Origin of the sequence: Limosilactobacillus antri DSM 16041 (assembly GCF_000160835.1) — a bacterium.
GTDB lineage: Bacteria > Bacillota > Bacilli > Lactobacillales > Lactobacillaceae > Limosilactobacillus > Limosilactobacillus antri.
Genome location: NZ_GG700732.1, coordinates 250,253 through 267,421, shown reverse-complemented (window position 1 = coordinate 267,421; position 17,169 = coordinate 250,253). Strand labels below are relative to the sequence as shown.

The window sequence follows — 17,169 nt, the reverse complement described above, 5'->3', positions numbered from 1 at the left end:
GATGCATGCTAGATGGAGGGATGATAATGATTGATAATTACCTATTAGAAGAACTTGTCACGTTTGCCAAATATAAAACCCTCGCGAAAACATCGGCCGAGTTGAATGTCACTCAGCCAACTGTTACGCGGGGGATGCAAAAATTAGAAGATGAATTGGGTGTTCAACTGTTTGACCGTCAGCCCAATCGAATCACGCTAACCAAAACCGGTGAGTTAGCAGCTGAAAAAGCTCGTTCGTTACTTCAAGCCAATCAACAATTCATCACTGAAATCAAAAACTACGCACAAAATCAGCAAGTCCTTAAAATTGCTAGTGTTGCCCCTGGTCCGCAAATTGTATTAGAGCAAAATCTACAGAAATTTAACGCCAACATTACTGTCGAGCAAGCTCTTCTTGAACAGAATAATGTCGAGCAGTGTCTATTGAACCACCACTATTCAGCAATCATTACCAATCGTGAAATTCAAACTGAGCTAATTGAGTCCCGCTACATTGGTAAAGAAAATCTTTACGTTAACCTCGATCAATTCATGTACCTAGCTAACCAACAACAAATTACTTTTAAGAAATTAACCGGTCTCAGTTTTGTTGTACTCAATGAAATCGGGCCGTGGAAGCAAGTTATTCAGGATCATATTCCTAACGCGAAATTTCTTTACCAAGCTGAATACGATTCAATGCAAGAATTAACCAAGTACACTAACTTTCCTTTCTTTACCACTAATTTCACTATTCCAGATGAAGTTTATAATACTGATGATTGTATCACGATCCCAATTACTAATGATGCGGCGACAATGACTTTTTATGCTGCCTATTTAAAAAGCCAACGAAGTATGATTGCTCCATTGGCGAGAAAATTGGTTAGCGTTTGGCCTAGAAACAATAATTCCCAGTAACACTGACAAATAAAGTTTTATTTTTTCGAATGTGAAATTACTTTTACATTCAACGCTAGTTTTATAAAAGTGTAAAAGTAATTTCAAACTAACAAGAGTTTAGTACGAATAATTAATTAAAAGCTTCAATTGACATATGCCTTACGTCAACTGAAGCTTTTTTACTTTGGAAACTTTTCTGTTTCATAAATCTTTTGTAATATCTTGACGTCCCTACCGATACTATATCGGTAACCATGTTCTGTATTCCAAGACATAATCGCTGAAACCTTACCAAAGGTGAACCAAGCAGCGTCATTTTCACCATTATTTTTCATCACAATATGAAGGACTGTCCTCAAAATAACCTCATGAAATGCTTGATCTTTCTTTTGCCGATCAATGATTTTTTTGCTGACTGTCGATGTATTATTCATAATTGTTTGGAAAAAGTAGAATGGTTGGTGGACAAAATCATTTACTGAAATATCAGCTTGATCAATCATTGAAGTTAATATTTGCTCTATCAAATCATACTTGTCGCGATAATGAAGATAAAAAGTATTGCGATTAATTAGCGCCTTACCAACGATATCTTTGACCGTAATTTTACTAAATGGTTTCTGCAATAATAGTTCAGCAATTGCTTGTTGTATTTCTCGCCTAGTCCTAATTTTTCTCATGTCTGACATTTTAATCACCACTTTATGGTCTGTGTCGTTTAAATATGCAGGGTAATATTAATGCCCATCGTCTATCCTTAATATGACAGTTACAATATAAAAAGTCAATTAAAGGAGAGTGAATCATGGGAAAACTACTTAAACGGCTCGGCGAGTTCATGGCTAAGCATAAATGGACAGCCATTATCGTTTGGCTAATCGCCTTAATTGGTTTTGGGACCGCTGCTGCCAAAATTGGATCTAATTACAATGAATCATTATCAATTTCTGGAATTCCTTCTACTGAAATTCAGTCAACGTTGAAAAAGGAGTTTCATCAGGATACCGATCACGGAACTCTTCAAGTTGTAATTAAGACTAAAGATAAAAATGGGTTATTAAATCCTAAAACACAAAAAGCAATTACAAATTCAATTGCCAATGCTGAGAAAAAGCCACACGTTGATTTTGTAACGAACCCTTATCAATCGAAGCAATTCAGTAAGGACTTAACAACAACCTATGCTACTGTAACTTACAATCAAAAGGCCAATTCAGTTACTCCTGAAACAATTCATAAAACTCAAGCTGCCTTTAAGTCTCTTGATCATCAAAAGGGTGTGCAAGTTGAATATACTGGAACGGTTTCTATTCACCCAATGGGGGTAAACGAAATTGCTGAACTAATTGGGGTTGCGATTGCCTTTATCTTTATGGTAATCCTCTTCCGCTCATTTATTACTGCCGGTTTACCAATTATCAGCGCCGTTATAGGGCTTGCAATTGGACTACTTGTGATCGGAATAGGTTCAAACTATTTTGAAACGGCATCAGTTGCTCAAAGTTTAGCGATGATCTTAAGTCTGGCGTGCGGTATTGATTACGCCTTATTCATCATTAATCGCTACCGAACCAATCGTGTAACTGAGGATGATCATATCAAGGCAATTGGCATGGCGATGGCAACTGCTGGTAGTTCTGTCTTATTCGCCGGAGTTACAGTTATTATTGCTGTTGCTGGTTTAAGCCTTGTGGGTATTGACTTCTTAACCCAAATGGGATTAGCTGCTGCCGTTGGCGTTGCTTTTGCAATTCTTTCAGCCCTAACCCTCTTGCCAGCTTTAATTTCATTAGTGCATAAACATATTAGACCAGCTAACAATCAAACAGGGAAGCATAAGCAAAAAGCTAAAAATAACGGACTTGTTGAGCACACTATCATCCGCCACCCATTTGTAACTGTAATCGTCAGTGCTCTTGTTCTGCTTGGCTTTGCAATTCCTTCTGGGCACATGCGGCTTGGAATGCCATATAATGGAGCCTTACCTACTAATCAAACTGAACGAAAGGCTTATGATATTTTGTCCGATAAGTTCGGTGAAGGAATGAATGCCCAATTAATAACGGTTGCCAAGTTAGATAAAAATGCTACTCCAGACGAAAAGCAACAAGATGTAATGGAAATTACTAAGCATCTTTCAGAAATGAAATATGTCAAAATGGCTACTCCAGGGATGATGAGTAATAGTGGAAAGTATGCAGTCTTTATGGTTATTCCAACCGAAGGACCTGAATCCGTGAAGACCGATCAGCTTGCTCATCATATTAAGAAGTACTCCAACACAACCGAAGATAAAATGAATACCAAGCTGGTTTTGACTGGTACTAATGCTATTAATATTGACATTGTTGAAAAGTTAAATAAGGCAATCCCCATTTTTGCCGGAATCGTAATGGCATTGGCGTTCGTCTTAATGATGATTGTCTTTCGCTCATTCATTATTCCATTAGTTGCGATGGCTGGATTTGGTCTCTCACTTCTCGCTTCCTTTGGGGCACTTACTGCTGTCATGCAGGATGCAGTGCTAAATACTGTCTTTGGCATTAGCAAAGGAGCACCAATTATTGCCTTCCTTCCAGTAATTGCGATTGGAATTCTCTTCGGACTAGCAATGGACTACGAAGTCTTCCTCGTTTCTCGGATTCGCGAAATCTATTTACTAACTGGCGACAATACTAAGGCAGTTAGGACTGGAATGAAAGAAAATGCCAAGGTAATTATCACTGCTGGTCTAATCATGATTTCTGTTTTTGGTAGCTTTGCAATTACATCTAACCCTACAAGTAAATCAATTGGCCTTGCACTTGCATTCGGTGTTTTCTTTGATGCCTTTATCGTCCGCCTAATCTTTGTTCCGGCAATGATTAAACTATGTGGTAAATGGAATTGGGTATTCCCTGGAATGCGGCGCAGCAAAATTGAATATAAAAAATAACTAACTTTAGGAGGTAATCCATCATGACGGTAAGTAACGGGGGCTTTAACAAGCATTGGCCGGAAATGAAATTTAGTAAAAATATGTTGCAGGACGCTTTAATTAAGCACGTTCTCGGTCTAACTAATTATCATATGGCGGATATTGGTGAAGTATTTGAAGTAACGGTTAACCTAAAGCATGGCAATGAAGAAAACTGGATCAATTCTTGGTCAACTATGGCTGACCGTCTGCAGAAAAAGGCGCAGGACTACGAAACAAAGGATAAAAAGATTAGTGCGGCAAGTGCTTATCTTCGTGCTTCAACCTATTGGCGAGTATCTTTAATGTATTTCAGTAAGACAGAAGACGTCCGGATGAAGGACTATTGTTTGGCCAGCCAAAATTGTTATGATAAAGCTCTTAAATTATCTGATTATCCAGGAACTGCGATTCAAATTCCTTATGAAGATACTACTCTTCCCGGTCATTACTTTACTGCTCCATCTGCTGGACAAGATGCCCCTTTGTTAATTGTTGTTCCGGGACGTGATACTTGGGCTGACGATACTCGCTGGGTAACCGATGCTGCAATTAAACGTGGTATTAACGCCTTAACGTTCGATGGCCCCGGTCAGGGAATGACAATGCGACTGCAGGGATTACCATTCAGACCAGACTTTGAGAAGGTCATGAAACCAGTTCTTGATTTTGCTACTAGTTTACCGCACGTCGATAACAATAGGATTGGGGTCATGGGAATGAGTTTTGGTGGCTTCCAAATTCCCCGAGCTGCAGCGTTTGATAAGCGGATTAAGATTTGTATCACCGATCCGGGAAACATTGCGTGGGGAAAGGTGATTAGCCAGCGGCTGAAGAAGATTCTTTCCTTACCAAGATCTCTTCGCCCAGCACTGCTCGAATATCTGTTAAAGGATTATACTTGGAAACAAGGTTGCTCGGAAGAAAACCTGTTGAACGAGTTGGCAAAATACGATAACACCCAAATAATTAATAAAATATCAGCCAAAACACTCGTTCTTAATGGTGCGGCCGAAGTTAATCCAACAGCTGCTAAAGAATTCTATGATTTATTAACCTGCCCTAAGGACTACCTATTTTTTGATGAAAATTCCACTGCCCAGCAGCATACCCAAATGGGCGGGTATGCCCCAGCAAGTGAAGAAATCTTTAATTGGATCAGTGATAACCTATAGGAAAGAGAGGAAACAGTAATGAAGCTCTTTATTATCGGCGCAACCGGGCGAACTGGCGAAGAGTTAGTTAACCAAGCTCTGGAAAAACAAAATGAAGTCGTTGCATATGTTCGTCATCCTGAAAAGATGGTTAAACACCAAGGCCTCACGATTATTACTGGTGAATTAAATGATATTGAAGTCATGGCAACGTCAATGAAAAATTGTGACGCTGTTTTAACCGCCCTCGGTAATCCAATTTCTAATATAAATGGTAAACTTTTTGCCCTAGCCATTCCAAACATTATTGAAGCAATGGATAAGGCTAAAGTTAAGCGACTGGTTAGTATGTCTGCCCTTGGAGTTGGTAAGACCTTCGATAATACTCGTTACCCGTATCGACTAGGTGCAAAAGGATTTTTGAAGGGAAACTTCGCTGATCATGATGCTGGAGAAAGGCAACTCCCTAATTCCGATCTTAATTGGACAACCGTTCATCCTGGTCCACTTTTTAACGGCGAAAGAACTCCACATCCCCTAGTCCGTGATGCCGCCTCAAATTATAAAATGAGCGGCGTACCGCGCACATACCGCAGTGATGTCGCACAGGTAATGTTAAAAATTATCAATGATCCTACTACTTATGGCAAACAGTTGATCATGTCTTCTAAGCAAGATCACTAATAATGAATCACATCAATAAATATTTAAAAGCTTCAATGCACATTTTTACATGCTGCAATTGAAGCTTTTCTTTGTTTACAATGCTGCTTTTACATCATCCAGTACTTTTGCAATGTCGCCCTTAATCGCCACACCCTTATCTTCAATCTGCTCTGGTAAGAATTGATAATCCTTATTCACCATCACATCAAAGGCTCCCGGTAAATTATTAGTTAATGCCCAGAATGGTTCTTGGATAAACATCGGCGTCATCCGGCCCACACCTAGTTCAACGAAAAGAATCTTATCGTGCGCTTGAATATGCTTTTCAAGGTCATCAGAAATCTTTTGGTATTCTTGCTGATACCGAGTTCCTTCAAGAAAGTTACCATAGCCACGAACCCATGGAAAGGCTTCAGCACCACAATGCGGACACCGCGGAATCAGCTCGGTTGGAACCTTGGTGCTATCACCCATTGCTTCTACTGGCTTGACTGCGTCCCAGACCTCATCGGTACATTGTTGAGAACATTGGAAAAAGCGGTGGTCGCCTTGAATCTGGGCTACCTTTTCTTCGGGAAAGGCCTTAATTGCCTGGGTATCTTGATTAGTTGTCACAATAAAATAATCCCGGTCTTTTAAGATCGCTTGTAAATCTTTATATGGCTGCCGAATTTCAGCATGTTGTGTGGTATACAAAAAGGTTGCAAGATAACCCCAGAATTCTTCCTGACTATCCCAACGATGTTGCATACCAGCAAAAGCACCCTTAAAGCCATACTTTTCATAAAATTTAGCAAAGTGCTTTTTATAAGACGGCGAATCGGTGTAATAAAAGTCGCCACCACCAGCTGCAGATAACCCCGAGGCCCCGCCAATCACAATATGGTCTGCTTTTTTGATTTTGTCAGCAAAAATCTTAATTTGTTCGTCATAAGATGGCTGTGGTTTTTCGGTTAACTTAACCGGGGTTCCACCACTAGCGTAGACGCCATAATACTGCGAATAATTCATCTGAGTTTGGATTACCAATTGTTCATACATTGTCCGCTTATTCATGGTCAATGGCCTCCTTTAATTGTTCTAAAGTTTTACTTAAATCACCCGTCAGAGCAGTCGACCGATCAGCAATCACCGGCATAATATTAATTTCATTTGCCAAGTTCATGGTGATATAAGACCAACTAGGATTCATGGCAACCATCCGCATTAACGGTGCTTTAATTAATTGATTAGCCGCGCCAATCCCTAATTCCAGTTGAACTAGCTTCTTACCACGATACTGTTTAACAAAGTCTTGAAAAGCCGCTTGTTGCGCATGCCATTGTGGTGACCGCATCTGCAAATCGAAAAAGTTACCTTCAATTTCCCAGATTTGATCAAGGCCATTTACCTGAAAATGCTTGTCTGCGTTCGAAGTTACGACAAAATAATCTTTACTATGGATGATTGCTTTTAAGCTGTCAAATGATGACGAGCCATGATAATCATCTAGTAAATATTGCTTTAATTGGGTAATAAAAGCTGCTCGTTCATCAGCCGGAAAATTATAACTAGCTCCCTGCAAGATGCTTTGAATCCCATATTTGGTTTGAAAATCACTAAAATATTGATGAAAGGCCTGATTATTAGCGAAAATATTAACGCCTTCACTAATGGATAGACCATTACTAGCACTAATTAAAATTGCATCAGCATCTTTAATAATTTGTGCTGCCTGAATAATTTTATCCATCATTAACTCCTTTACTCTTTGTATTATTATGGACAACGTGTCGTTAACTTCTTAAAATAGAATAACGAAATTTATCTTTTAACTTAAATACAGATTTTCAATTTAGTTTGCTTTATGAACACATCAGGAAATTCGTAAAGGAGTTTTACTATGCCTACCAGAAAAACTGACCGCCGAACTCAGTACACCATTAATATTGTCAAAGAAGCTTTTCTTGAATTAATTAATGACCATCCCTATTCACAAATTACAGTTACACAGGTTTGTCGGCAAGCAGAAATTACCCGTTCAACTTTCTATCTCCATTTCAATAATCTCACTGACGTTTTAAATGTTGTGCTGGACGATGCATTAATGATTTCAAAAAATTCAGCGGAAAGTCTGCCTAATATTAGCGAACTGTCAATTGACTGTTTAAAACAAAATGAATCCTTGTTACCGACCTGCCAACGGATTGCTAGTGCAACTAAGTACCGTGCACTACTCATGGATCCCGATTTGAGTGAATATATCATTGGCCGCATCGCCAGCCATGAACGCAGTAAGATGATTCCATTAATCCAGCAACGAACTGGCCTAAATAGTCAGGATGCCGAAACACTATTTAATTACACCTTGCATGGCTCGTTTGCGATAAATAAACGCCATCACTTTATCAAGGATGACGAATGGTACCATGAGGTTGAACTGTTGAACCGCTTTATTAACGCCGGCTACCAATCATTTAAGAAAAACTAAGCTAATTCAAAAAGGCATGGCCTGGAAAAGATCCAAGTCATGCTTCCTCTTTAGATAAAATAACGTTATTTAATTTCTTACTATATTATTACCCTTCAATGAAGTTTATAGCAAAATTCAAAAACCATTTGAGCGGTTTAGCTATCGTAGCAATTACTTCATCTGGGCACTCTTCAACAGTTCATCGAAGTGCTGGTAGAATTTTTCCTGGTCGGCCTTTGTAACCAATGTCAGTTCGCGACCGTCAGCACTTTGGTATGTCCGTCCGGCGCCGCGTCCATTAACTTCAACCGCGGCCTTTTCTACCGTCGATTCAACAATTTCGGGGTATAAGCTCGACAAGGTCGTCAGCACGTCCCACAGGTAGTAGGTCGAGTCCGCTTCGTCAGCCAAAACTAGCGAGTAGCCCTGCCCTACCAGGTCAAACGCTGGGTAACGCCGGTTGACTGCAAAATGACGGCGTAATTCTGGCGTTAATGGCAGCTCTTCGGTGCTTTCCAAGCCGACCATCTGAATATCTAAATCAGAATCAAAGACCGTCTTGACCGCTTCGGGATCCCAAAAGGCATTCCATTCCGCGGTCCCGTCAAAACCGGGTTCATTGACGTTGCCATGACCATCTAAGCTGCCGCCCATCCAGTACAGCTTGTCAATGTTATCCTGAAGCGACGGGTCAATCTCCAGGGCCCGGGCCAGGTCAGTCAGGGGACCCGTCATGACCAGGGTAACCGGAGAATCAGCCGCTTTAATCTTGTCCAGCATATCCAGGTGGGCCGGTTTGGCCGCCTGCTTCGTTTCTACCTTCCCTGGTTCATTTAAAATCGGCAGGTCGTTAAACGAGAAGGAACTCAGCCGCCAGTTGGACGGAAACTGGTGGTGGGCACGCGAATCTGACTTAGCAACTTCCAGCTTGTCGCCGCGCAGGTTGAAGCGGTCAATAATCTTGCGCGCCGCCATAACGGCCGGGTCAACGTAACAGTCTGCATCGATCACGCCGACCCCCAGCAGCTTAATATCCGGTGCCTGCAACAGCAGCAACAGGGAAACCAAATCGTCGACGTTACCATCATGATTAAAATAAATGTTCTTCAAGTTTAATTCCTCCTTTATGCTGTTATGATAATAGCATAAAAAGGATAACTGCGAACAAATAATTTTAACCATTTTCAATCATTCGTTTAGTAAACCCTTTTAGCTCCGAGGTACCAACCGAGAGTTCGGTAATTTTAAAACAAATTAGGCGGTATACTTAAGGACCTAAAAATTAACTTAACCGTTTTAACCAATCCTAAATAAGCTCGCTCCTTATCAAAAGACAAAGGCCCAAAACCAGCTTATCAGCGAATTTCGGGTCTATTTCTCGTTCTCATCTTTGCCATTATTTCCGCTTATTCAACTTTGCGTTAATCTCTCGAACATCACGCTCTTGCTGGAGCCGAAGAACAATCCAAATAACCACGTAGGCAATCACGATTAACCACAACGACTGTAAAGTGATTCCCCAGTGGTTGACGACAATCATAATTGCCACCAGCAGAACCGTAATTATAAAATGAACAATTAACGCCACAAAATAGTTTAAGTCCGTTTGAAAGATAAACGTTGCCACGCCAATTAGCCCACTGATGACCATGACGCTGATAGTATTAAATGCCGTTGGCAACATCGGTTGGAAGTGAATGGTTAAAAACACTAAGTACGTAGTTGACCCAATCGCCAGTCCCTTTAAAAATCGTCTTAAAATTCTTTTCATTGCTAATCCCCGCTACAAACCCAAGTATTGCTTAATTACCGACACATACCGCCTGCTGACCGTTGTCCTGACTCCCAGCTCAAGCTTAGCCACCAGTGTCCCCGAAAAGCCGTTTTCAATTGCTTGCAGATAGTCCATATTGATAATGGCGAAGCGCGAAACCTGGATAAAGTTCGGTGCGCTTAACCGCGTACGGACATCTTTCAACTTGCCGACGGACTTAACGACTTGATCGCTGGTGTAAAAAGAGAGTTCATTCTGGTTGACTTCCACCATGACTAAGTCCCCGGTTTTAATAATCATAAACCGGTCGGGAGTCTTAACCGGAATATTCGTCGTTGACTGACCCTCAAACGATTTTAAATAGCTAAGCAGCCGGTCGACACGAGCCGTCTTAGTCGCACTTTCAACAACTACGGTAATTTCATCTGGCCCCAGGTCCGCCTTTTGAAACTTGACTTTCAACCTGCGCAAACCTCCTAAGTGAAATTAATGCTGCCTATATTTTAAATGATTAACAATAATTAGCAAACCAAGACCAAGCAAACTTACGATTGTGACCAACGGCAGGTTTTGTGACAGGCCCAAAGAATGCTTAAACACTGTCAGCTTGATCCCTAAGTAGTCATTGAGCTCTGGCCGAACTACTGCCGGAATTTTGTTTCCAATCAGCAGTTCACGAAAGCTGCTGGCAATATAGGAACTTGGAAAAGCCTTAACCAGGTGGCGGCCAAATGCTGATAGTGCGCCCACGGGCATGTAAGTGGCAATTGCGAACCCGATTCCGGTCCCAATCAAGGCCGACGTTCGGTTAAAGACAACGTGACTGTGGATAAATTCGATAATAATCTGACAAAAGACGGTTGCGACAAGTGTGCCCAGTAGCGAAACTAGCAGGAGTTTACCACTATCTTCCCACTTGATCGTCAAGTTATCAGTCGCTTTAAAATAGACTGCCATGATGATAAAAGACACCAATTGCATAATCAAACTAATTAAAAAGGCACTGATAAAATAACTAATCGCGAGCTGCCACTGCTTCAGTGCTGTCATCCGAAAATCCTGATAGCAGTTGTCTTCCCGGTCGCTTACTGACTGCCCTAAGGCGCCAAAGGCCGTAGTGACCCCGGCAATTGTTAAAATACCACCCATCATCCAGGCATCTAAGACCTGGTTTGCATTAGGGACTCTTTGCCATTCTTGGACTAAATTCTCTTTCAGGAAACCAATGTAAATAAAGAATGCAATCAGGGCTCCTAGTAATGACATCATCGCACCCATGCGGTTACGAAAGTATAGTTTAAGGTTACGGTAAATTAAAGCTGCCATTATTGAATCTCCTTTCCGGTAATGTTGACAAAGGCGTCATCCAGGTCGCCCTGCCGGTATTCAAAATTTTTCAAACTGCTCCGGTAATGGTTGAGGAGCGTCAGGGCTTGCTCATGGCCAATCCCGTTAATTTCATAGCGCCGGTGGTCAACCAACTTGGCTCTTTCCGGTACTGTGTCATCCTTAAAGGTCATCAGCAATGAATTCTGCGCGTATTGTTGTTTTAACTGCGCTGCCGAACCAGTCGCCAGGACTTTCCCCTCTTCCAGAATATAGATTAGTTCCGCGTTACTGGCCTCTTCCAGGTAGTGGGTCGTCAGAAAAATCGTCAGTCCTTGCTCGTGCTGCAGTTTTCGCAAAAGTTGCCAAATGACATTGCGCGTTTGAATATCAAGACCCGTTGTTGGCTCATCTAAAAACAGTAAATTGGGATGGTTTAACAATGCCCGCGCAATATCGACCCGTCTTTTTTGACCACCGGACAGGGTTCCATACCGCTGGTGCAGGAACTTAGTCAGGCCCATCATGCTTGCCAGGCGCTCAATCCAGTCTTGGTCAATCCCCTGGTACATTGCCGCCCGGCTCTGTAAATTCTCGCTGACCGTTAAGTTATCATCCAGCACGCTGTTCTGGAAAACAACGCCGATTTTTAAGTCCTTGGCGTAGGAAATGATTCCTTCAGTCGGTTTTAGCAGGCCCACCAGCATGTTAATAGTCGTTGATTTTCCTGCTCCATTTGTCCCTAGGTAAGCGACCAACGCCCCTTGGGGAATCGCTAAATTCAGCTGATCGACAGCGATTTTGTTACCATACTTCTTAGTTAAATTTTGGGTTGTTATTAGCATTTCTCTCACCTCAGTCAGCATTGTATTAACTTTGAGTCACTAATACGTTGTTTTCTCAATGGACGGTCAACATCGGCGGGTGAGTTGCTGATTTTCTTGCCCCAAATTCAATTTGCAGGCCTTAGCGCTCCAGAGCCGCTCCCCGGACTGTTTGAAGATCCACTTTGGGTATCGATCGTTACTCAGTATAGGTATTTTTCATTTCGCCGTTCCCTGGTTATAGTAAAGGTAGCTAAAGAAAACTTTGAAGGGAGTTTTGAACATGGCAAAAAAACAAACTGCTGGCCGCGACCAATTAGGTGATTTTGCTCCTAAATTTGCGGAATTAAACGATGATGTCCTATTTGGCCAAGTCTGGTCCCGGGAAAAGGAATTAAGCCCCCGCGACCGGAGCTTTTTAACCGTCACGGCATTAATCACTAAGGGTGCTTTTGAACAGCTTCCTTACCACATGCAAACTGCCAAAAAGAATGGAATTACTAAAGATGAAATTGCAGAAATAATTACCCAGCTTGCCTTTTACGTTGGTTGGCCAAATGCTTGGTCAGCATTTAACGTTGCCAAGAAAGTTTGGGATGATTAATGTTTAGAAACTGAGAATTAACTCAACAGAAAAATACCGAAAATCAGCTTGCCAGCCGATTTTCGGTATTTTTCTCACTCTCTATGAAGTTACTGCTGTTTTGATTTCAACCAAAATGATAAGACAAAACCGATTAAAGCAAAAACAAAGGAAGCTAAAAATGCGTATCGATACCCGTAGTTAAGCTGCTCAGCCTGCAACATATTGTTACCTGCTACGTGCTTACTACCAAAGGCAATGATCATCATTAATACTGCTGTTCCAAGTGAACCGGCAATCTGGCGAGCAGTCGATGCTGCAGCATTTCCATGAACGTATAAGTCAATTGGTAACGCATTAAGTCCCTCTGTGAACGTTGGCATCATTACAGTAGCAATTCCAATAATCCGGAAAGCATATGCTCCTGCAACAAGTAGCAAATTAGTCTCTGGAGTAAAAAATATCATCGGCATAGTCCCCAAAATAATAATAGCATAGCCGATTAATGAGAGTTTCTTAATACCGAATTTATCATATAGTCTTCCAGCAATCAGACTTGTTATTCGCTCCAGGTAAGAGCATCAGTCCAGCCTGAAATGCTGAAAGGTCATGAACTCGTTGTAAATATAGTGGTAAGACTAGCTCAACACTAAGTAATGCGATATTACTAATTGCACTTAAAATAGTCGTTAAATTAAAAGTATAATTCCTAAAAACACTTAAATTCGCCAATGGCTTTTCTAACTTTAATTGGCGCCAGCAGAAAAATACTAATACGACAAGCCCCATTATTGTGATAAAGCCATTTGTAAAATTAATTGTTCCCATATTGCCGATATCAGAGAAGCCATATAATAGCGCCCCAAAGCCAAGACAAGATTCTACTACAGATAGCCAGTCAACTCTTTGTGTTCGATCAATCTTATTAACATTTTTAGCATTAAAAAGACTGATGACCAGTAGGATAATAGTCAAGGGAATTAAAATCCCAAATAACCATTTTAAACCTAAATTATCAATGATCCATCCACCAACCGTTGGACCTAGGGCTGGACCAAATGCAATTACCAAGCCAATTATTCCCATAATAAAGCCTCGTTTTTCTTGAGGATAGAGTACGAGAACTACATTTTGAATTAAAGGAATCATTGCCCCGGCAGCGATCGCTTGAATTAATCGGCCAAGTAATAATAGCCAGAAATTACTTGCTAAGAAGCCGCAAGCTGAACCGAGTAAAAAAATCAGTAACAAGCTAATGAAAGTATGTTTAGTATTAAAACGGTGAAAAAACCATGCAGATAAAGGAATCATTAATCCTGTCACAAGTTGGTAGCCCGTGCTGACCCATTGCGCGATTGACTGGCTAACACTGTACTGATTAACGGTAAAGCATTGTTGAAAAAGGTTTCAGTGAGCATCATTATAAATGCTCCGAAGATTAATACTGCTATCATTTTTACTTTTCGCTTATTAGGTGTGTCAATTGTAATCATAAGTTTTTTCTCCTCATAAATGTAGCCAGCTACACTTTGGCCTAAAAATAAAGCAGGTTATTGCAAATTATTAATCATCTGATGCAATACCTGCTGAAAAGTATCGTAATCTGACTTTTTAATATTATCTCGTAATCTTGATTCCATCTTTTTAGCTGGATCTTGGATTATCTTCAGATTTTCTTTCATAAATTTTTGTCCTTGAGTTGATAACATTAAAATAATTTGACGCCTGTCCTGATCACTTGTAGTTGTTTCAACTAAATTTAATGCAACTAATCGCCGAATTATTCCTCGCACAGTAGGGTGGCTAATTTTGAACTTTAATTCAATCTCTTTTTGGGTTACCGTCTTTTGATGATCATATAAAAAGGCTAAAATTGAAATTTGGGTCCCCGTTAAGTTAATTCCATTGGCAACCAATTGAGCATTCATCTTTTTTTCAATCAAAATACTCAGAGTTTTGATTTGAGGTCCAATGTAATTTTGTATAGGCAGTTCTGTTGACTTCATTTTTTAGCATCTCCTCTCTTAATAAATGTAGCTTACTACATATTTTTGGATAATACAAGCAAAGCACAAAATTCTACTCCTTCCATCCAGGAAAAGGAATTAAGTCCCTGTAACTGAAGCTTCTTAACCGTCACGGCATTGATCACTAGGGGAACCGTTTTTGTAATGATTACGCTGGCAAACAATGCTTCCTTGCCCAATACTAAGAAGCAGTTTAAAATAAGGATTGGGAAATCACCACCCACTAACTTAGAGCCAAGCAACAAACGGCCCCATTACAGGTAGGTATCAATTATGAAAAAATTTAACTTATATTTCTTTTTAGCGCTGTGCTCCCTGGCACTGTTGTTAGTCGCCAATCAACCACGCGCAAAGGCCGCCCCGACTGACAAACAAACCCAAGACCAGCTCCACGACTATTTAAAGGACCACCACATTAACGGGGTAATGCTGGTCAACGGCAAGGGCAGCCAGCCGGTTGCCATCACGAACACTGAAAACGCCAATAAAAAGCAGGTGGTAAAAGCAAACCAGCTCTTTCCACTCGCTTCCCTGCAAAAGATCATCACCGGGACTGCGGTTTACCAGCTGGCCCAGCAAAAACAGCTGACCTGGGATACCCCCCTACACCACTACTTCCCGCAGGTTGACGGCAGTTCGGACATTACGATCCGCGAATTAATGAACCACACCAGCGGTCTCGTTAATAACGACCGGCCGGCCCTGCCGCTAAAAGGGGAAAAGCAGCAGATTGCCTACATGCTTAAACACCTGAAAAACAACCATATGCACACCTGGGATTACCAGGACGTCGACTACGAAATGCTAGCCGCCATTATTAGCAAGCAGACCCACGGTAGTTACAATGGCTACCTTCACAAGGCCTTTGCCAAGCCCCTGCGGCTCCACCAAATGAAGGACTTTTCCGAAGTGGCCCAAAAAGAAGTCCCGCAGACAATGGATCCCGCTGTGGACTGGCGCCAGGTCACGGTTACGACCTCCTCAGATTTCGGTGCGGGCAACCTATTCATGTCGCCAAATGATTACTGGAAATTCATCTACAATGAGGTTCTCAATAATCCCAAGATGACCACCGAGTTTTACCAGCAGGCGAAGAAGCAGGAGGTGGCTTACTTTGGCGGCGTGTACTATGGCGGTGACATCATCCGGGCAAACGGCAGCGTTCCTGGCTACAACTGCTGCTTTGTTGCGAACTACAAAACTAAGCAAATGATTATGCTCTTCTCGAACAACATTGATTACTTAAAGCTGAAGGCCACTTCCGATGACCTGATGCACGACTACATGAAGTAATTAGAAACATTAGGCATACTAAAAGAAGGCTTCCTTTACTCAAACGGTAAGGTGAAGCCTTCTTTTTATTGTTAATTGTTTTACATTTCTGGATCAAAACCGTTTGCCATCATGACTTCCCGCCGGGGGTTGTGTCACAGCTCCCCTTAAACTCCTAGTTATTTACCTAATTCGTCCATCAAATCGATGATCTTAGCTTTACTAATTCCATAAGTTTTCCCTACTTCGGTGGTAATCTGGGCCTGTGAATAGCCTAATCGCTGGAGAGTTTGAATTGCTCCTTCTACTTGTCCTTCTTTATGGCCCTCACTACGCGCATCCATTAGATCAAGTTCATACTTCATGAAGCCATGCCTCCTAATTGGATCTTCGCGAATTCTCTTCATTTCCGCTTGAATATCCCTGACAAGCTGATCTTTCTCTTCAACAACATTTTCCATTAGTTGCAGAAAACCCTTTAACCTCATGTTACCATGAAATTTCGTCGCTTTAGCATTAAAGATTACAATCCGCCTTCTATCATTCAATTTCAATTCTGGATTATTAATGCAGCAATTTTCAAATTCATACTTACTCCAGCCCAAGCCAAAATAATCAAAGTCACAAAACATAATAACATAAGTCGGATAATCGCTTAATTTTTCATAACTATCACCAACGTTTAGAATATCAAAATCAATTTGCTGCTGATAATACCGTAACCTAAAAGGCAGATTATGTCTGTTAGCAACCTGTATTTCGATTGCAAAGGTCCGTTGCTGATCATCACGAACAAAAATATCAACCCGAATCGTTCTTGAGCTAATGGGACCACTAATCTGTCTTTGCGGAATAACCTTACTAATTGATTTAATATTTAGTTCTGGTAATGAACGCTGAATTAATTCTAAACAAATCTTTTGGTTTTCCATTACCATCCCAAACATTATATCGTTGGTAATTGTCAGATTTTTCCATTGTTGTTCTAGCTGCTTCAAATACTGAGCTCTACTATCCATATAGTACCATCCAAATAAAAGATTTTGAGATTGCTCCCTATTTATAAAGGACGGAATTTACGGCGAATAAAATTTATTCTCCCTGCTTAGCTGGGTTAGCTTAGGAAGGCAAAATCAATCATTAACTAACATTGGGTAGGCGTTATCTCATTATTTGGTGCAGACTAGTTGCCCCTAGCCAAATCAAAGTAATATAAATCAATATACTCCGGCCGCAAAAAAGATGGAGACT

At 41.0% G+C, this 17,169-nt stretch carries 20 protein-coding genes; 7 read left to right on the top strand and 13 right to left on the bottom strand.

All coding sequences use genetic code 11. The annotated features are described in order from the left end of the window. Positions 1-26 precede the first annotated feature (26 nt). On the top strand, positions 27-902 hold the full coding sequence (locus HMPREF0494_RS01300) for a LysR family transcriptional regulator (RefSeq protein ID WP_040458642.1): 876 nt from the start codon (positions 27-29) through the stop codon (positions 900-902). A gap of 161 nt (positions 903-1,063) precedes the next feature. Here HMPREF0494_RS01300 and HMPREF0494_RS10720 read toward each other — a convergent pair whose 3' ends face one another. Then, positions 1,064-1,573 (bottom strand): TetR/AcrR family transcriptional regulator, encoded by a 510-nt coding sequence (locus tag HMPREF0494_RS10720; RefSeq protein ID WP_007123102.1) that lies wholly within the window; start codon positions 1,571-1,573, stop codon positions 1,064-1,066. Positions 1,574-1,689: 116 nt separating this feature from the next. On the opposite strand from HMPREF0494_RS10720, the gene HMPREF0494_RS01290 reads away from it, so the two are divergent. The 3 genes from HMPREF0494_RS01290 to HMPREF0494_RS01280 are packed head-to-tail and all read left to right on the top strand — an operon-like array spanning position 1,690 to position 5,678. After that, complete coding sequence (locus HMPREF0494_RS01290) at positions 1,690-3,819, top strand: MMPL family transporter (RefSeq protein WP_007123101.1); 2,130 nt, start codon at positions 1,690-1,692, stop codon at positions 3,817-3,819. A 23-nt stretch (positions 3,820-3,842) separates the two neighbouring features. Next, a complete protein-coding gene (locus HMPREF0494_RS01285; RefSeq protein ID WP_007123100.1) occupies positions 3,843-5,015 on the top strand; it encodes an alpha/beta hydrolase family protein in 1,173 nt (390 codons plus the stop codon). A gap of 18 nt (positions 5,016-5,033) precedes the next feature. Next, complete coding sequence (locus tag HMPREF0494_RS01280; RefSeq protein ID WP_007123099.1) at positions 5,034-5,678, top strand: NAD(P)-dependent oxidoreductase; 645 nt, start codon at positions 5,034-5,036, stop codon at positions 5,676-5,678. A gap of 75 nt (positions 5,679-5,753) precedes the next feature. Here HMPREF0494_RS01280 and HMPREF0494_RS01275 read toward each other — a convergent pair whose 3' ends face one another. Beyond that, positions 5,754-6,716: an SIR2 family NAD-dependent protein deacylase gene (locus HMPREF0494_RS01275; RefSeq protein ID WP_007123098.1), complete on the bottom strand. Its 963-nt coding sequence runs from the start codon at positions 6,714-6,716 to the stop codon at positions 5,754-5,756. Further along, positions 6,709-7,392, bottom strand: a complete 684-nt coding sequence (locus HMPREF0494_RS01270; protein ID WP_040458641.1) for a hypothetical protein — start codon at positions 7,390-7,392, stop codon at positions 6,709-6,711. Before HMPREF0494_RS01270 ends, HMPREF0494_RS01275 begins: the two co-directional genes overlap by 8 nt. A gap of 150 nt (positions 7,393-7,542) precedes the next feature. On the opposite strand from HMPREF0494_RS01270, the gene HMPREF0494_RS01265 reads away from it, so the two are divergent. Continuing rightward, entirely contained in the window at positions 7,543-8,130 is a 588-nt protein-coding gene (locus HMPREF0494_RS01265) for a TetR/AcrR family transcriptional regulator (protein ID WP_007123096.1), read from the top strand. 153 nt (positions 8,131-8,283) lie between these two features. Here HMPREF0494_RS01265 and HMPREF0494_RS01260 read toward each other — a convergent pair whose 3' ends face one another. From HMPREF0494_RS01260 to HMPREF0494_RS01240, 5 genes are all read right to left on the bottom strand, one after another. Beyond that, the gene (locus tag HMPREF0494_RS01260; protein WP_040458640.1) at positions 8,284-9,222 is read right to left on the bottom strand and encodes a nucleoside hydrolase; all 939 of its coding nucleotides are present in this window, start codon (positions 9,220-9,222) and stop codon (positions 8,284-8,286) included. 286 nt (positions 9,223-9,508) lie between these two features. Further along, positions 9,509-9,883 (bottom strand): DUF3021 domain-containing protein, encoded by a 375-nt coding sequence (locus HMPREF0494_RS01255; protein WP_007123094.1) that lies wholly within the window; start codon positions 9,881-9,883, stop codon positions 9,509-9,511. Positions 9,884-9,895: 12 nt separating this feature from the next. Then, on the bottom strand, positions 9,896-10,348 hold the full coding sequence (locus HMPREF0494_RS01250) for a LytTR family DNA-binding domain-containing protein (RefSeq protein ID WP_007123093.1): 453 nt from the start codon (positions 10,346-10,348) through the stop codon (positions 9,896-9,898). Positions 10,349-10,372: 24 nt separating this feature from the next. Further along, entirely contained in the window at positions 10,373-11,212 is an 840-nt protein-coding gene (locus HMPREF0494_RS01245) for an ABC transporter permease (protein ID WP_007123092.1), read from the bottom strand. Then, positions 11,212-12,057, bottom strand: a complete 846-nt coding sequence (locus HMPREF0494_RS01240) for an ABC transporter ATP-binding protein (RefSeq protein ID WP_040458639.1) — start codon at positions 12,055-12,057, stop codon at positions 11,212-11,214. Before HMPREF0494_RS01240 ends, HMPREF0494_RS01245 begins: the two co-directional genes overlap by 1 nt. A gap of 262 nt (positions 12,058-12,319) precedes the next feature. On the opposite strand from HMPREF0494_RS01240, the gene HMPREF0494_RS01235 reads away from it, so the two are divergent. Beyond that, entirely contained in the window at positions 12,320-12,640 is a 321-nt protein-coding gene (locus HMPREF0494_RS01235; RefSeq protein WP_007123090.1) for a carboxymuconolactone decarboxylase family protein, read from the top strand. Positions 12,641-12,729: 89 nt separating this feature from the next. On the opposite strand, the gene HMPREF0494_RS10875 is transcribed toward HMPREF0494_RS01235, so the two are convergent. The 4 genes from HMPREF0494_RS10875 to HMPREF0494_RS01225 form a co-directional block, all read right to left on the bottom strand. Next, entirely contained in the window at positions 12,730-13,086 is a 357-nt protein-coding gene (locus HMPREF0494_RS10875) for an MFS transporter (protein WP_081445929.1), read from the bottom strand. A gap of 64 nt (positions 13,087-13,150) precedes the next feature. Continuing rightward, entirely contained in the window at positions 13,151-13,942 is a 792-nt protein-coding gene (locus tag HMPREF0494_RS01230) for an MFS transporter (protein WP_148466440.1), read from the bottom strand. Beyond that, on the bottom strand, positions 13,939-14,112 hold the full coding sequence (locus HMPREF0494_RS11195; protein WP_155802456.1) for a hypothetical protein: 174 nt from the start codon (positions 14,110-14,112) through the stop codon (positions 13,939-13,941). The genes HMPREF0494_RS01230 and HMPREF0494_RS11195 overlap by 4 nt, the downstream gene beginning before the upstream one ends. A gap of 57 nt (positions 14,113-14,169) precedes the next feature. After that, a complete protein-coding gene (locus HMPREF0494_RS01225; RefSeq protein WP_007123087.1) occupies positions 14,170-14,625 on the bottom strand; it encodes a MarR family winged helix-turn-helix transcriptional regulator in 456 nt (151 codons plus the stop codon). A 294-nt stretch (positions 14,626-14,919) separates the two neighbouring features. Here HMPREF0494_RS01225 and HMPREF0494_RS01215 point away from each other — a divergent pair, with 294 nt between their 5' ends. After that, complete coding sequence (locus HMPREF0494_RS01215; protein WP_007123085.1) at positions 14,920-15,939, top strand: serine hydrolase domain-containing protein; 1,020 nt, start codon at positions 14,920-14,922, stop codon at positions 15,937-15,939. A 158-nt stretch (positions 15,940-16,097) separates the two neighbouring features. On the opposite strand, the gene HMPREF0494_RS01210 is transcribed toward HMPREF0494_RS01215, so the two are convergent. Continuing rightward, positions 16,098-16,937 carry an Rpn family recombination-promoting nuclease/putative transposase gene (locus tag HMPREF0494_RS01210; protein ID WP_007123084.1) on the bottom strand — a complete coding sequence of 280 codons (840 nt, stop codon included), beginning with the start codon at positions 16,935-16,937 and terminating at the stop codon, positions 16,098-16,100. Positions 16,938-17,169 lie beyond the last annotated feature (232 nt).

Excerpts from the sequence above, each read along its gene's own strand:
- HMPREF0494_RS01300 (WP_040458642.1), top strand. The coding sequence starts at position 27 with ATGATTGATAATTACCTATTAGAAGAACTTGTCACGTTTGCCAAATAT.
- HMPREF0494_RS10720 (WP_007123102.1), bottom strand. The coding sequence starts at position 1,573 with ATGTCAGACATGAGAAAAATTAGGACTAGGCGAGAAATACAACAAGCA.
- HMPREF0494_RS01290 (WP_007123101.1), top strand. The coding sequence starts at position 1,690 with ATGGGAAAACTACTTAAACGGCTCGGCGAGTTCATGGCTAAGCATAAA.
- HMPREF0494_RS01285 (WP_007123100.1), top strand. The coding sequence starts at position 3,843 with ATGACGGTAAGTAACGGGGGCTTTAACAAGCATTGGCCGGAAATGAAA.
- HMPREF0494_RS01280 (WP_007123099.1), top strand. The coding sequence starts at position 5,034 with ATGAAGCTCTTTATTATCGGCGCAACCGGGCGAACTGGCGAAGAGTTA.
- HMPREF0494_RS01275 (WP_007123098.1), bottom strand. The coding sequence starts at position 6,716 with ATGAATAAGCGGACAATGTATGAACAATTGGTAATCCAAACTCAGATG.
- HMPREF0494_RS01270 (WP_040458641.1), bottom strand. The coding sequence starts at position 7,392 with ATGGATAAAATTATTCAGGCAGCACAAATTATTAAAGATGCTGATGCA.
- HMPREF0494_RS01265 (WP_007123096.1), top strand. The coding sequence starts at position 7,543 with ATGCCTACCAGAAAAACTGACCGCCGAACTCAGTACACCATTAATATT.
- HMPREF0494_RS01255 (WP_007123094.1), bottom strand. The coding sequence starts at position 9,883 with ATGAAAAGAATTTTAAGACGATTTTTAAAGGGACTGGCGATTGGGTCA.
- HMPREF0494_RS01245 (WP_007123092.1), bottom strand. The coding sequence starts at position 11,212 with ATGGCAGCTTTAATTTACCGTAACCTTAAACTATACTTTCGTAACCGC.
- HMPREF0494_RS01240 (WP_040458639.1), bottom strand. The coding sequence starts at position 12,057 with ATGCTAATAACAACCCAAAATTTAACTAAGAAGTATGGTAACAAAATC.
- HMPREF0494_RS01235 (WP_007123090.1), top strand. The coding sequence starts at position 12,320 with ATGGCAAAAAAACAAACTGCTGGCCGCGACCAATTAGGTGATTTTGCT.
- HMPREF0494_RS10875 (WP_081445929.1), bottom strand. The coding sequence starts at position 13,086 with ATGATATTTTTTACTCCAGAGACTAATTTGCTACTTGTTGCAGGAGCA.
- HMPREF0494_RS11195 (WP_155802456.1), bottom strand. The coding sequence starts at position 14,112 with ATGATTACAATTGACACACCTAATAAGCGAAAAGTAAAAATGATAGCA.
- HMPREF0494_RS01225 (WP_007123087.1), bottom strand. The coding sequence starts at position 14,625 with ATGAAGTCAACAGAACTGCCTATACAAAATTACATTGGACCTCAAATC.
- HMPREF0494_RS01215 (WP_007123085.1), top strand. The coding sequence starts at position 14,920 with ATGAAAAAATTTAACTTATATTTCTTTTTAGCGCTGTGCTCCCTGGCA.
- HMPREF0494_RS01210 (WP_007123084.1), bottom strand. The coding sequence starts at position 16,937 with ATGGATAGTAGAGCTCAGTATTTGAAGCAGCTAGAACAACAATGGAAA.